Genomic DNA, 12,321 nt, shown 5'->3' on the forward strand with positions numbered 1-12,321 from the left:
GGTGTTAACAAGACGCCAAGCCACCCTGCATCGGGGGGCCGATAGGCCCGGCCCTGTTGCTTGGCGCTTTACGCTTTCTTGATCGCGCCGGCGTAGCATGCCCGCAGGATCGAGAAGGGCGGGAACCTATGTCGAGCGGCGCGGCGGCACTACCGGAAATGGCAGCGACAGAGAGGCAGAGGCAGCTCTGGTCGAGTCTGCGTTGGATGCTGCTCGCCTATGGTGCACCGACTGTCCTTTTCCTTGTCGTCCAGTTCCTGCGGGCACCCGATTATGTCGGGCGTGACAATGACGATGCCATGCGGCTGGTGCAGGTGCGCGACCTCATCGCCGGCCAGAGCTGGTTCGATCTGACGCAGACCCGTCTGGGGCTCGATGGCGGTACGCTGATGCACTGGTCGCGCTTGATCGACCTGCCGATCGCCGGGCTCATGTCCATGCTCCGACCCCTTGCCGGTGCAATGCAGGCGGAGGTTCTGGCGCTGGCGATCTGGCCGATCTCGCTGGCCGTTGTGCTGCTGGCGGCCATGGGGTTGGCCGGACGCCGTGCCGGCGGCACCCCCGCCATGCATTTCTGCCTCGGACTGACCGTGATCTTCATCGCCACGTCGAACCGTTTCCTCGGGGGCGCGATCGATCACCACAATCTGCAGCTGGTCCTGGTCGCCATCATGACGGCGATGCTCGTCGATCGACACTATCGTGCCGCAAGCTATGCGCTCGCCGGATTGGCGGCCGCGCTCGCCATCGCTGTCGGTGCCGAAACGACGCCGCTCGTTGCCGTCGTGTGCGCCATTGTTACCTGCCAATGGCTCTGGGTGGGTCAGCCGGTGCGGAGCGCGACCGTCGCCTTTGGTCTGTCGCTGGCAGCCAGCCTGAGCGCCATCTTCTTTGCGACCGTGCCGCCGCGCCTCTATTTCGTCGCGACCTGCGACAATCTCTCGATCGCCTTCTATTCGCTGGCGCTGACGGGAGGCGTGCTGCTGGCGCTTGCTGCCGCCACGGCAAGCCGCCGCACTCCGGCGGTGCGCTTCGGCGCGCTCGTTCTCTGCGGCTTCGGTGTTGCCGCCGTCGCGCTGGCTGTGGCGCCGCAATGCCTGGGCAATCCGCTGGCTAGCCTTGATCCCCTGCTTGTCGAGCTATGGCTCGATCGTGTCACCGAAGCGCGTTCCTTCGCCGCCGTCGCCGCGCAGGAGCCCGCCAATATCGGCGCCTACTATTTCACCGGCGCCTTTGCTTCGGCCATCTGCCTCTGGCGCATCTGGCGCGGTGACAGGGTCGGCCTCAATCTCGTTCTTCTCGCTCTGGTGCTTTCGAGCCTGTCGATCGCCCTCGTCCAGCTCCGCGGGATGGCATTCTCCAACCTTTTGGCCATCGTGCCGCTCGCGCTGCTGCTTGCCGATCTCCGTGCCCGCTCCAACGGCGGCACGGCCGGAACGCGTGCCTCCCTCCTCTATGTCGGCGCGCTCATCATTTCGGTTCCGGCGACCTGGGCCGTTGCCGGCACACTCGCTGCAAAGGGGATCGGGGGATTGACGGCGGAAACCGCAGCCACGAACGGCGGAGCGTGCCTGACGGAGGCGGCCGTTGCCGATCTCAAGGGGCTGGCGCCGTCGCTGGTCGTCGGGCCGTCGGATATCGGCGTGACGCTCCTTCGCCGCACCGGGCACCGCGTGCTGAGTGCGCCCTATCATCGCAATGCCGGCGGCCTCATTCAGGAATTGAAGATCGGCCTCGCCGAGCCCGAAGCCGCCGGCGCCATGTTGCGCCAGCTCGGGCAGCCGGTGCTGGCCTTCTGCGCGCGCGAGGTTCAAACGCAGGTCATTGCCGCCCGCGCTCCCGCCGGCCTCTACGCGCAACTGGCCGCCGGACGCGTGCCGGCGTTCCTCTCGCCCCTCCCGGTTTCGGCAGGCTCGCCCATGCGGCTCTATGTGCTGACGCCGTGAGCGCCATGCCTTTGGCGCGTGGAAAGCACGATGGATGTGCTGGCCTTCGGCGAAGGGTGCGGTAAAAGAGGCTATGGCCTCTTTCTTCGACAACGATTCTCCGAGCAACCTCACCGAATATTCGGTGTCCGAGCTTTCGGGCTCGATCAAGCGAACGGTCGAGCAGGCCTTCGACCAGGTGCGCGTGCGCGGCGAGATCTCCGGCTATCGCGGTCCGCATTCGTCGGGCCACGCCTATTTCGCGCTCAAGGACGATCGTGCGCGTATCGATGCGGTGATCTGGAAAGGCACCTTCTCGCGGCTGCGCTTCCGCCCGGAAGAGGGCATGGAAGTGATCGCGACCGGCAAGGTGACGACCTTCCCGGGCTCGTCGAAGTACCAGATCGTCATCGAGACGATGGAGCCGGCCGGCGCCGGCGCGTTGATGGCGCTTCTCGAAGAGCGCAAGCGCAAGCTTGCGGCCGAGGGCCTGTTCGATGCCGGCCGCAAGCGGCCGCTGCCCTTCATGCCGCGGGTCATCGGCGTCGTGACCTCGCCGACCGGCGCCGTCATCCGCGACATCCTGCACCGCATCGCCGATCGCTTTCCGGTGCACGTCGTCGTCTGGCCGGTCAGGGTGCAGGGTGATGGCTCGGGCGACGAGGTGGCGGCGGCCATCCGCGGCTTCAATGCGATCGAGCCCGGCGGCCCGGTTGCGCGGCCGGACGTGCTGATCGTCGCGCGCGGCGGCGGCAGCCTCGAAGACCTCTGGGGCTTCAACGACGAGGCCGTCGTTCGCGCCGCGGCCGCCTCGGAGATCCCGCTGGTTTCCGCCGTCGGGCACGAGACCGACTGGACGTTGATCGACTACGCCGCCGACCAGCGCGCGCCGACGCCGACGGGCGCTGCCGAAATGGCGGTGCCGGTCAGGGCCGACCTCGAGGCTGCGGTCTCGGGCCTCTCGGCGCGTCTGAAGGCGGCCGTCGGGCGCCAGATGGACAATCGCCGCCAGGCGGTGCGTTCGCTGGCGCGGGCGCTGCCCTCGCTCGATCAGTTGCTGGCGCTGCCGCGCCGGCGTTTCGACGAGGCAGCCCTCGGCCTCGGACGCGGCCTCGCAATGAACACCGCCAACAAGCGCCGCCAGTTCGAGCGGGTCTCTGCCGAACTGCGCGCCGATCTGCTCAAGGGCAAGCTTTCCGAGCGCCGCCAGCGCCTGGCCGATGCCATGAACAAGGCCGAGCGCATCGTCGAGCGGCAGGTGCATCGCGGCGAGGCGCGGGTATCGGCGGCGGATGCAGCGTTGCGCGCACTGCCGTCGCGCCTCCTCGGCCAGATCCACCGTGCGTCCGATCGTGTCGCCGGGCTTGCGGCCCGGTCCGATGTCGCGGTGCGCGCTGACGTGCGCCGTCTGCGCAGCGTCATCGTCGCCCAGGACCGCATCCTGCAGTCGCTCTCCTATCGCAACGTCCTGCAGCGCGGTTTTGCGCTGGTCCGGGATGGCGAGGGCGGCCCGGTGCGCCAGGCTGCGTCCGTTTCGGTCGGCATGGCGCTGAGCCTCGAATTTGCCGACGGTCGCGTTGCGGCCATTGCAGGGGAAGGCGAGGGCGAGCCGGCCGCTCTGCCCTCGGCGCCGCGCAAGAAGCAGACGAAACCCGTAGAGCCGACCGGTGGCACGCCGAAGCAGGGCAGCCTGTTCTAGGTCGCCGAACGACAACTAAATCCGGCAAAGCGTCTCAGTGTCCCGCTTGGGCGATATGGAGAAACATGCGTATCCTGCTCGTGCTTGCCCACCCGCTTGAAGACAGTTTCGCCGCGAGCGTCGCGCGGGAAGCGTGCGCGGCTTTGGAGGCGAATGGCCATTGGGTCGATTTGCTCGATCTCTACCGCGAGGACTTCGATCCGCGTCTCACCGTTGTCGAGCGCGGCAGCTACTTCACCGACGCCTATGATCGCGCGGCGGTCGCCGGCTGGATCGCCCGCTTGCAGGCGGCCGACGGGCTCGTGCTCGTCTTTCCGCAGTGGTGGTTCAATTTTCCGGCGATCCTGAAAGGTTTCTTCGATCGCGTCTTTGCGCCGGGCGTCGCCTTCGACAACGATCCGGCCGGCGGTCGCATCATCCCGCGGCTCCACAACATCAAGCTCTTCTGGGCGCTGACCACGACCGGTTCGCCCTGGTGGGTGGTGCACCTCTATATGGGCAATCCGGTGAGGCGGCTCTTGAAGCGCGGCATCGCCGCCTTCTGCGCCAAGGGGCTGAATTTCCGCATGCTCGCGCTGCATGACATGGACAGGGCGACCGATGCCAAACGCAGGGCACATCTGCAGCGCGTCCGCCGGCTTGCCTCCAGTCTGTGATCGCGGCTATTCGAACGCCGCGAGATATTTGCGCAGCAGTGCGTTGAGCACCAGGCGTTCCTCGGGCGAGAGGTCGGAAACGACACGATGCTGGTTCGCCACATGCGCTGTCGCGGCTTCGTCGACGCGGCGCAGGCCCTCTTCCGTGAGCGCGATGATCACGCTGCGGCGGTCCTCGGGGTTGGCGATCCGTTCGACGAGCCCCGCCTTCTCCAGCTGATCGATGCGGTTGGTCATCGTTCCGGAGCTGACCATGGTCGTATCCAGCAAGTCGCTCGGCGACAGCCGATAGGGCGGCCCCGACCGGCGCAGCGTTGCAAGTACGTCGAAGCTCGAGGCGTTGAGGCCACGTTCGGAAAAGCTCTTGTCGATCTCCCGGGCAATATGCGCCGAAAGCCTTGAAAGTCGGCCGAGCAGGCCCATGGCCGACACGTCGAGATCCGGCCGCTCGCGGTTCCACTGGGCCAATATCTTGTCGACGCGATCCATCTGGTCCTCCTTTGTTTTTCTCACCATAGAGTATCTTGACGTAGAGATAAACCGTGATAGGCTTAATTTATCTTGATGTAGAGATTCTTTAGGTGGAGATATGAGTTCGAACCGCAGCATCGACCTTGCCCTGACCGCGCTTGCACCGGCCATCTGGGGCAGCACTTATCTCGTCACCACGCAGTTCCTGCCGGCCGGTTATCCCTTGACGGTCGCCATGCTGCGCGCACTGCCGGCGGGGCTGCTGTTGCTGCTCATCGTCCGGCGCCTGCCGGAGGGCATCTGGTGGCCGCGGACCTTCGTGCTCGGCGCGCTCAACTTCTCCTTCTTCTGGGCGATGCTGTTCGTCTCGGCTTACAGGCTGCCGGGCGGCGTTGCCGCCACGGTCGGTGCTGTCCAGCCGCTGATCGTCATTCTGTTGTCGCGCGTCTTCCTCGGTTCGCCGATCCGCCTGCTCAGTGTCGTCGCCGGTCTCGCGGGTATCGTCGGCGTCGCCCTGCTGGTGCTGACACCCGGGGCCAAGCTTGATCCGCTCGGGGTGCTCGCCGGTCTCGCCGGCGCCGTCTCCATGGCCTTCGGCACGGTGCTCAGCCGCCATTGGGCGCCGCCGGTGCCGCCGCTCACCTTCACCGCCTGGCAGTTGGCGGCCGGTGGCCTGCTGCTCGTGCCGGTGGCGCTGTTCTTCGAACCGTCGTTGCCGCCGCTGACCACGGCCAACGTGCTGGGTCTTGCCTATCTCGGCCTGATCGGCGCTGCCTTCACTTATCTGCTCTGGTTCCGGGGCCTCTCGCGCCTCGAACCGTCGGCCGTCTCGCCGCTCGGCTTCTTAAGCCCAGTCGTCGCCATCCTGCTCGGCTGGGGCGTGCTCGGCGAACAGCTGACGCCGGTCCAGGCGCTCGGCATCCTCGTGGTCTTTGCCAGTGTCTGGCTCAGCCAGCGGGCGCAGCTCGTCCCCAGGGTGCGGCCGGCCAGAGCCTGAAATCAGGGCTTGCAAACACCGGGCATGCGCTTCACATTGCCGGCAACGTCAATCCTCAAAGAAGCGCATGTCCTGATGACCGAGCATCTGACGCCGGCGCATTATTCCGATCTCCTCCGCTTCGCCAGGCGCCAGACCCGCCGCGCCGCCGAAGCGGAGGATTTGCTGCACGAGGCGCTGATCGTGGCGCTCAAGGCCGGGCGCTTTCCGCCTACTGGCGATCGCGCCTGGTTCTGCGGCGTCATCCGCAAGCTTGCGACGATGCAGGCGCGTACGGCGGCCCGACGCTTCCGGCGCGAACAGCAGCTGGACTTGCCGGAAGCCGAGGAGGATGTGCGCTCCAATGCTCCGCTGGCCCTTGCCGCGACGCTGGCGCCCAGCCTCAGGGTCTTAATGCTCCTTGCGATCGCCGGTCACAACCGTCCCGAGATCCGTCATCTCCTCGGCATTTCCGACGAGGCACTGCGCCAGCGCATCCTGATGCTGCGCCGCGCCTGGCGCGATGCCGGCCACGCCGAGCCCATCCGCGAACTGACCGGGCTGCGTTACCCGCTCGAAAGCGGCCGCATCCGCCAGGCGCTTTTACCGGTGACGCGGAGCGGTCGCGCCGCCTTTGCCAGCCACGATCCGGACGGGCATCTCTTCGCGGTCAATTTTTCTGCACCTGCGCCTCACAAAACGACAACCGGCGGCAACAAGCCGGCGTAACCAACAGAAAGGGATGAACCAATGCTGTCGAAGATCCGTATCGGAAACATTTGCTACTATGTCACGGACATCGCCCGGACGGAGGCCTTCTACCGCGATGTGCTCGGCCTCGAAGTCCAGCGCATGGGCGATGACGGCGCCGGCAACGACTGGCTGATGGCGAGCATCGAGAACAACATCGACCTGATCTTCTTCGTCGCCGAATGCAAACCCGGAAACTCGCCGATCGTCGTCTTCGATCTTGCCGAAGGCGGTATCGACGATGTCGTGGGTGGCCTTGCCGAGAAAGGGGCGACGATCGTCACGCCGGTGAGCCATGCGCCCGGCGGCTGGTCTGCGGAATTTGCCGATCCCGATGGTCACGTCCTGTCGCTCTACCAGTCGGCGGAGGCGCCGCGCCTGAAGCGCGCCGCCAATCGCTGACGGGAAGATCCGACAACAGAAACGGCCGCCGCAGGGGCTGCGACGGCCGCAAGGTACTGAGGAAGACGAGCGCCCGAGAGCGCTCTCGATCAGGCCCACTCGCCCTTTCGCATGACCGGAACGCGGCTGCCGTCGGCGCGCACGCCGTCGATATCGACCGCACCCGAGCCGATCATCCAGTCGATGTGGATCAGGCTCGAATTGCCGCCCTGGGCGCGGATCTGTTCCGGCGTCAGCTTGGTGTCGTCGACGAAGCAGCCCGAATAGCACTGGCCGAGCGCGATGTGGCACGAGGCGTTTTCGTCGAACAGCGTGTTGTAGAACAGGATGCCGCTTGCCGAGATCGGCGAGGAATGCGGCACCAGCGCCACTTCGCCGAGCCGGCGCGCGCCTTCATCGGTGTCGAGCACCTTGTTCAGCACTTCCTCGCCGCGCGAGGCCTTCGCCTCGACAATCCGGCCGCCTTCGAAACGCACCTGGATGTTGTCGATCAACGTGCCCTGGTGCGACAGCGGCTTGGTCGAAGAGACGTAGCCCTCGACGCGCAGCGCATGCGGTGTGGTGAACACTTCCTCGGTCGGGATGTTCGGATTGCAGGTGATACCGTTCTTGGCTTCCGACGCGCCGCCGCACCACAGGTGCCCGTCCGCCAGCCCAACGGTCAGGTCGGTGCCGGGGCCGGTAAAGTGCAGCGCCGCGAAACGCTCGCCGTTGAGCCAGGCCGAACGCCGCGCGAGATTGGCATTGTGTTCCTTCCAGGCGGCGACCGGATCGGCGACGTCGACGCGCGAGGCGGCGAAGATCGCATTGGCGAGCTTCTCGACGGCAACGTCTTCCGGGTCGTTCGGGAAGACCAGCTTCGCCCAGTTGGGGTTCGGGTAGGAGACGATGTTCCAGTTGATATCGAAGTTCGAGATCTTTTCGAGCGCCGGCTTGTAGGCGATCGAGTTCGCCTTGTTGGCGCGCGCGACCTTGGCCGGGTCCTGCGCCGAAAGCATCATCGGATTGTCGCCGGAAATCGCAAGCCGTGCAGCGCCGCCAGCAAAGGCTTCGGCCATGCCCTTGAACAGCCAGTCGCTCGCCCGGTCGAAGCTTTCGTCCGGTGCGTAGGCATAACGCGACAGCGTCGTGTCCTCGTCCGAGTAGAGCGTCGTCACCAGGCCGGCGCCGGCCTTGTAGGCGTGTTTGGTGATGAGACGGACGAGCGGCATCGCGGCGACCGGCGCCGTCATCACCAGGTCCTGGCCGCGCTGGAGCTGCAGGCCGACCTGGATCGCGACTTCAGCGAGCTTGTCGAGTTTTGCCGGATCGATCGGATTGGGCGTATTTGCAGGATAGGTCATGATCTGCCTGTCTTTTGAAATCGGAAGAAGAAGACTTAGAGCGCTTTGCGGCGAAAATGAAGGCTGAGCGCCGGAGGTTCGCTGCAATCAGCGCGCGCCGATGACAGAACGCAGCCGCTCGACGTTGCTCCTGTGCACTGCCTCGTAGGGCGCGAAATAGAGGATCGCCCCAGAGGCGATCTCATCGGCAGCGAATTCCTTGAGCGGAGCGACCGGCATGCCCTTCTCTATCGCATCCGTCAGCCGCTCGATGTAGCGCCGGTTGGCATCGATCAGCTCCGGCCCGTAGCCGCCCGTGGCGATCCGCTCGCGGTCGCCGTGGCTCGGCAGGATCCTTTCGATCGGCCATTGCCGCAGGCGTTTGAGTTCCGCGACGTGCGTCTCCGTTTGGTCGGCCTCGCTGATGAAGGTCGTCGTGTCCTCAAGCGTATCGCCCGCAAGCAGCAGCTTCTCCTCGGGCAGCCAGATGACATTGCCGTCGGCGCTGTGGATCGCGAAGTGATGCAGTTCCACCCGGCGCTTGCCGACGGTCAGGACGAGCGTCTTATCGAACAGGCGATTGGGCATGATAAGGGGCTCGATCGGTGGGGTCGCCGTTTCGATGCGTTCGCGATTGTCCTCGAGCCTCTGCGCCGTCAATGTCAGCGCGATGATCTCGCAATCGGCAAAGACCGCGTTCCCGGCCACATGGTCCTTGTGCCAATGGCTGAGCACGACGCGGATCGAGGTGACGCCAAGGCCTTCGAGGTGCGTGCGGATCGCACGGGCATGGTCGAGCGAGATATGCGTGTCATAGACCAGCGCATCACGGCCGTCGACGATGGCGTAGGAGGCGACGCCGAGTTCGTAGGCGCCATCATCCAGCCAGTTCGCCGCCGGCGAATACAGCCGTATCCCGGCGGCACGCCCGTCATAATAGGCATAGACGCCGGCACAGGGCTCCAGAATCGTCAGGGTCGAGGTCATGTCCGTCACAAGGTGCTCCTCCAGCTTGGCGTGCGTCCTCTCATAGAGCAGGCGCGCGCCAAACTGAAGGACGGCATGGCCCGCGCGCTTCGCTATGCCTTCCGGGCGCGCAGCAGATAGGCGTCGTGCTCCCTGAGGAAGGTCATCAGCCGCTCGCCATAGTCCGGCGTCACGGCCGCCTTGACGCTCGGCCGCGCGGCGAGCGCCGTGCGCCAGGCGCCGACACGATCGAGCCCGTCGAAGATGCCGTGATCGGCGAGCGTGTCGAAGAGGTCGAAGTAGCGGAAGATCGGCGCAAACACCGCATCGACGAGTGAAAACTTGGCGCCGGCAAAGTAGGGGCCGTCGCCGAGCGCAGCCTCGACCGTCACAAATTTTGCGGCGATCGCCTTTCCCTTCTGTTCATAGGTTTCCCGGTCCTTCGCAGTCTCGAAACCCCAGAGATCCGAAAGGATCGACGAGCCGAACTCCATCCAGCCGCGATGGCGGGCACGCTCCAGTGCATCCCCGGGATGAAGCTTCGGGCCGGCTTGGCTTTCCTCGACATATTCGGCGATGACGGAGCTTTCGAAGAGCACGGTCTCGCCGCCGTGCTGCGGCACCTGCAAGAGCGGCACCTTGCCGAGCGGCGAGACCTTCAGGAACCAGTCGGGCTTGGCCTTGAGGTCGATATAGGTCCGCTCGAAACGGACGCCCTTTTCGTCGAGCGCGATCGAGGCGCGCTGCACATAGGGGCAGAGATGGTGGCTGACGAGGGCAAGCATGGCGATCTCCCGGTTGAAGCAAAGTAGATGCAATTGCATGTATGTGGGCTTGCCTCGACTTTCAAGATGGATGTAATTGCATCTATGGCAGACGAGACGAAAAATGACGCAAAGCGTCCCGGACCGGAAACGACCGAGGCCTGGATCGGGCTGATGCGCGCGCGGGAACGCGTGCTTGCGCGGATCGAAGCCGACTTCAAGGCCGCCGGCCAGCCGCCGCTTGGCTGGTACGACGTCTTGTGGGAACTGGTTCGGGCCGACGACGGCCGGCTGCGGCCCTTCGAGATCGAGGCACGTACCTTGCTTGCGCAGTACAACCTCTCCCGCCTGATCGACCGTCTGGTCAAGGAGGGACTCGTTCGCCGGGAGGCTTTCGATGCGGATGGGCGTGGACAATGGGTTGTCATCACCGAGGCCGGTCGGGCGATGCGCGAACGCATGTGGCGAACCTATGGCCCGTCGATCGAGGTGCATGTCGGAGCGAGATTGAGCGTAGCCGAGGCACGGCAACTGGCAGTGCTGCTGGCGAAGTTGAGGTAGAGCATTGCAGCTCAAGGAGAGCTTAACGGCGGACAATCGGATGGTGATCGCGGCGCTTGGATGGCCACTCACCCTGGCTCTCTCCCCGCGGCCAGGGAGCGGGGACGCGCGTCGCTCGTAGCGCCGTAGAACGGAGCGTAGTTGTTGAGGCGAGCGGGTGCCACGAGTCTCCTTCGCCCCGCCTGCGGGGAGAAGGTGGCCGGCAGGCCGGATGAGGGGGGCCGATGGGCCGAGCGCCAATCTGGACGCCGTCGACGCCTAGCTGCTCAGCCCGAACGACTTCTCGAGGGCTTCCCAGGTCTCGTCCATGGCGAAGGTGCCGGAGAGGTAGGGAACGGCCACATGACCGTAGAGCGGCGAAAGCTGCCACTCTGCCGTCTCCTCGTCGACGCCGGCGATCTGCTGCAGGTAGATGGTCGAGACGAGGCCGGTGCGGTCGGCGCCGGCCTTGCAGTGGATCAAAAGCGGTTTCGGCGCGTCCCTGAGGACCGCCATCAGCGCGTCGGTTTCCTTGCGGTCGATCTCCGCCGAGGCGGACATGGGGAAGTTGATGAGCCGGATACCGTTGCGCGCGGCAGCGGCGACCTCGTCGCGATACCAGCGCTCGCCCGGCTTCTCGCCGCGCAGGTTGAGAATGGTGCGGATACCGTAGGCCTTCGAATAGGTAGCGATCGCCTCCGGCGTCGGCTGTGCCGAACGGTAAACCTCGCCGGCCACGAGCGTGTGGAAATTGCCGGTCCACTGCAGGCCAACGAGGTAGAGAAGAAGGGCCGCGACGAGCGCAACCGTGCCGACGGCGAGGCGCTTCAGCAGACGCTTCGCGGTGAGAAAACCTGCAGACACCATGAGACAGACCCGACGCCGTTCGTGCGCGGGTCTGCCTGCGCTTGCACAGCTGTCGTCCCGCCAGTTCGGCACGTATTCGGTATCTGTGATGTTTTGATGGCGGCTGTTTCAGGCGATCAGCGGTGCCGCGACCGCCTTCAGCGCCGCCTGGGCGTCGCGGGGTGCCAGCCGCACCTGCAGGCCGCGCTGACCGCCGTTGATGTAGACCAGCACTTCAATAAGTGCTGTCTCCTCGATCGCCGTCGGTACCAGCTTCTTCTGGCCGAACGGGCTGATGCCGCCGACATGGTAGCCGGTCAGGCGCTCGGCGTCCGCCGGCTTCATCATCGCGGCGGATTTGCCGCCGAAGGCGGCGGCCAGCTTCTTCATGCTCACTTCGCGATCGGAGGGCACGACGCAGCAGACCGGCTTGCCGTCGACCTCGGCCATCAGCGTTTTCAGCACCCGGCTCGGATCCTCGCCAAGCGCTTCCGCCGCCTGCAGGCCGACGCGTTCGGCGTTGGGATCGTAGTCATAGCTGTGCACGCTGAAGGCGACGCCGGCCTTCGAAAGCATCTGCGTGGCGCGCGTGGTCTTCGACATCGTCTGGCTCCGGATCCGGCGTTACAGCGCTGCCTCGTAGAGATCCGGCTTGAAACCGATCAGCAGATTGCCGCCGGCTTCCAGCACCGGACGCTTGATCATCGAGGGCTGGGCGAGCATCAGCGCAATCGCCTTCTGTTCGTCGAGATCCTGCCTGTCGGCCTCGTCCAGCTTGCGGAACGTCGTACCGGCGCGGTTCAGCACCGTTTCCCAGCCGGCCTCCTTGCACCAGCGCTCGAGATGCGCGCGGTCGATGCCTTCGGCCTTGTAATCGTGGAAGCGATAGGCGATGCCCCGGCCGTCGAGCCAGGTGCGTGCCTTCTTCATCGTGTCGCAGTTCTTGATGCCGTAAATCGTGACCGTCATTCCCATGCTCCAGACCGCAGCGCGCAATTCCCGAA

The 12,321-nt window shown here is 65.5% G+C and carries 14 protein-coding genes; 7 read left to right on the forward strand and 7 right to left on the reverse strand.

What is annotated here, in order from left to right; all coding sequences use genetic code 11:
- The first annotated feature begins 206 nt into the window (after positions 1 to 206).
- From C1A35_RS01120 to C1A35_RS01130, 3 genes are all read left to right on the forward strand, one after another.
- Positions 207 to 1,946: a hypothetical protein gene (locus C1A35_RS01120; RefSeq protein ID WP_104662533.1), complete on the forward strand. Its 1,740-nt coding sequence runs from the start codon at positions 207 to 209 to the stop codon at positions 1,944 to 1,946.
- Between the two features lie 73 nt (positions 1,947 to 2,019).
- Positions 2,020 to 3,624: an exodeoxyribonuclease VII large subunit gene (gene xseA / locus C1A35_RS01125; RefSeq protein ID WP_104662534.1), complete on the forward strand. Its 1,605-nt coding sequence runs from the start codon at positions 2,020 to 2,022 to the stop codon at positions 3,622 to 3,624.
- Between the two features lie 65 nt (positions 3,625 to 3,689).
- Positions 3,690 to 4,280: an NAD(P)H-dependent oxidoreductase gene (locus C1A35_RS01130; protein ID WP_104662535.1), complete on the forward strand. Its 591-nt coding sequence runs from the start codon at positions 3,690 to 3,692 to the stop codon at positions 4,278 to 4,280.
- A gap of 6 nt (positions 4,281 to 4,286) precedes the next feature.
- Here C1A35_RS01130 and C1A35_RS01135 read toward each other — a convergent pair whose 3' ends face one another.
- On the reverse strand, positions 4,287 to 4,769 hold the full coding sequence (locus tag C1A35_RS01135; protein WP_199772829.1) for a MarR family winged helix-turn-helix transcriptional regulator: 483 nt from the start codon (positions 4,767 to 4,769) through the stop codon (positions 4,287 to 4,289).
- Between the two features lie 100 nt (positions 4,770 to 4,869).
- Between C1A35_RS01135 and C1A35_RS01140 the strand changes: the two genes are divergently transcribed.
- The 3 genes from C1A35_RS01140 to C1A35_RS01150 all read left to right on the forward strand — a co-directional run bounded on the left by C1A35_RS01140 (position 4,870) and on the right by C1A35_RS01150 (position 6,879).
- A complete protein-coding gene (locus tag C1A35_RS01140; protein ID WP_104662537.1) occupies positions 4,870 to 5,748 on the forward strand; it encodes an EamA family transporter in 879 nt (292 codons plus the stop codon).
- A 75-nt stretch (positions 5,749 to 5,823) separates the two neighbouring features.
- Positions 5,824 to 6,456 carry an RNA polymerase sigma factor gene (locus C1A35_RS01145; protein ID WP_234822695.1) on the forward strand — a complete coding sequence of 211 codons (633 nt, stop codon included), beginning with the start codon at positions 5,824 to 5,826 and terminating at the stop codon, positions 6,454 to 6,456.
- 21 nt (positions 6,457 to 6,477) lie between these two features.
- Positions 6,478 to 6,879, forward strand: a complete 402-nt coding sequence (locus C1A35_RS01150; RefSeq protein WP_104662538.1) for a VOC family protein — start codon at positions 6,478 to 6,480, stop codon at positions 6,877 to 6,879.
- 89 nt (positions 6,880 to 6,968) lie between these two features.
- On the opposite strand, the gene C1A35_RS01155 is transcribed toward C1A35_RS01150, so the two are convergent.
- From C1A35_RS01155 to C1A35_RS01165, 3 genes are all read right to left on the reverse strand, one after another.
- The gene (locus tag C1A35_RS01155; RefSeq protein ID WP_104662539.1) at positions 6,969 to 8,222 is read right to left on the reverse strand and encodes an aminopeptidase; all 1,254 of its coding nucleotides are present in this window, start codon (positions 8,220 to 8,222) and stop codon (positions 6,969 to 6,971) included.
- An 87-nt stretch (positions 8,223 to 8,309) separates the two neighbouring features.
- Positions 8,310 to 9,188, reverse strand: coding sequence for an MBL fold metallo-hydrolase (locus tag C1A35_RS01160; RefSeq protein ID WP_199772844.1), 879 nt, complete (start codon positions 9,186 to 9,188; stop codon positions 8,310 to 8,312).
- Positions 9,189 to 9,280: 92 nt separating this feature from the next.
- Positions 9,281 to 9,952, reverse strand: coding sequence for a glutathione S-transferase family protein (locus tag C1A35_RS01165; protein WP_104662541.1), 672 nt, complete (start codon positions 9,950 to 9,952; stop codon positions 9,281 to 9,283).
- Positions 9,953 to 10,036: 84 nt separating this feature from the next.
- On the opposite strand from C1A35_RS01165, the gene C1A35_RS01170 reads away from it, so the two are divergent.
- The gene (locus tag C1A35_RS01170) at positions 10,037 to 10,492 is read left to right on the forward strand and encodes a MarR family winged helix-turn-helix transcriptional regulator (protein WP_234822698.1); all 456 of its coding nucleotides are present in this window, start codon (positions 10,037 to 10,039) and stop codon (positions 10,490 to 10,492) included.
- A gap of 258 nt (positions 10,493 to 10,750) precedes the next feature.
- Here the strand turns inward: C1A35_RS01170 and C1A35_RS01175 are convergent, their stop codons facing one another.
- The 3 genes from C1A35_RS01175 to C1A35_RS01185 all read right to left on the reverse strand — a co-directional run bounded on the left by C1A35_RS01175 (position 10,751) and on the right by C1A35_RS01185 (position 12,286).
- Positions 10,751 to 11,338 (reverse strand): dual specificity protein phosphatase family protein, encoded by a 588-nt coding sequence (locus tag C1A35_RS01175; protein ID WP_104662543.1) that lies wholly within the window; start codon positions 11,336 to 11,338, stop codon positions 10,751 to 10,753.
- A 108-nt stretch (positions 11,339 to 11,446) separates the two neighbouring features.
- Positions 11,447 to 11,920 (reverse strand): Cys-tRNA(Pro) deacylase, encoded by a 474-nt coding sequence (gene ybaK / locus C1A35_RS01180; RefSeq protein WP_104662544.1) that lies wholly within the window; start codon positions 11,918 to 11,920, stop codon positions 11,447 to 11,449.
- Positions 11,921 to 11,941: 21 nt separating this feature from the next.
- Positions 11,942 to 12,286: an ArsC family reductase gene (locus C1A35_RS01185; protein ID WP_104662545.1), complete on the reverse strand. Its 345-nt coding sequence runs from the start codon at positions 12,284 to 12,286 to the stop codon at positions 11,942 to 11,944.
- Positions 12,287 to 12,321 lie beyond the last annotated feature (35 nt).

Origin of the sequence: Ensifer adhaerens, from assembly GCF_002940685.1 — a bacterium.
GTDB classification, from domain to species: Bacteria; Pseudomonadota; Alphaproteobacteria; order Rhizobiales; family Rhizobiaceae; genus Ensifer; species Ensifer adhaerens_E.

What these genes read in the sequence shown, in the direction of transcription:
- C1A35_RS01120 (WP_104662533.1), top strand. Translation starts at nt 207, where the DNA reads ATGCTGCTCGCCTATGGTGCACCGACTGTCCTTTTCCTTGTCGTCCAG.
- xseA (WP_104662534.1), top strand. Translation starts at nt 2,020, where the DNA reads ATGGCCTCTTTCTTCGACAACGATTCTCCGAGCAACCTCACCGAATAT.
- C1A35_RS01130 (WP_104662535.1), top strand. Translation starts at nt 3,690, where the DNA reads ATGCGTATCCTGCTCGTGCTTGCCCACCCGCTTGAAGACAGTTTCGCC.
- C1A35_RS01135 (WP_199772829.1), bottom strand. Translation starts at nt 4,769, where the DNA reads ATGGATCGCGTCGACAAGATATTGGCCCAGTGGAACCGCGAGCGGCCG.
- C1A35_RS01140 (WP_104662537.1), top strand. Translation starts at nt 4,870, where the DNA reads ATGAGTTCGAACCGCAGCATCGACCTTGCCCTGACCGCGCTTGCACCG.
- C1A35_RS01145 (WP_234822695.1), top strand. Translation starts at nt 5,824, where the DNA reads ATGACCGAGCATCTGACGCCGGCGCATTATTCCGATCTCCTCCGCTTC.
- C1A35_RS01150 (WP_104662538.1), top strand. Translation starts at nt 6,478, where the DNA reads ATGCTGTCGAAGATCCGTATCGGAAACATTTGCTACTATGTCACGGAC.
- C1A35_RS01155 (WP_104662539.1), bottom strand. Translation starts at nt 8,222, where the DNA reads ATGACCTATCCTGCAAATACGCCCAATCCGATCGATCCGGCAAAACTC.
- C1A35_RS01160 (WP_199772844.1), bottom strand. Translation starts at nt 9,188, where the DNA reads ATGACCTCGACCCTGACGATTCTGGAGCCCTGTGCCGGCGTCTATGCC.
- C1A35_RS01165 (WP_104662541.1), bottom strand. Translation starts at nt 9,952, where the DNA reads ATGCTTGCCCTCGTCAGCCACCATCTCTGCCCCTATGTGCAGCGCGCC.
- C1A35_RS01170 (WP_234822698.1), top strand. Translation starts at nt 10,037, where the DNA reads ATGGCAGACGAGACGAAAAATGACGCAAAGCGTCCCGGACCGGAAACG.
- C1A35_RS01175 (WP_104662543.1), bottom strand. Translation starts at nt 11,338, where the DNA reads ATGGTGTCTGCAGGTTTTCTCACCGCGAAGCGTCTGCTGAAGCGCCTC.
- ybaK (WP_104662544.1), bottom strand. Translation starts at nt 11,920, where the DNA reads ATGTCGAAGACCACGCGCGCCACGCAGATGCTTTCGAAGGCCGGCGTC.
- C1A35_RS01185 (WP_104662545.1), bottom strand. Translation starts at nt 12,286, where the DNA reads ATGACGGTCACGATTTACGGCATCAAGAACTGCGACACGATGAAGAAG.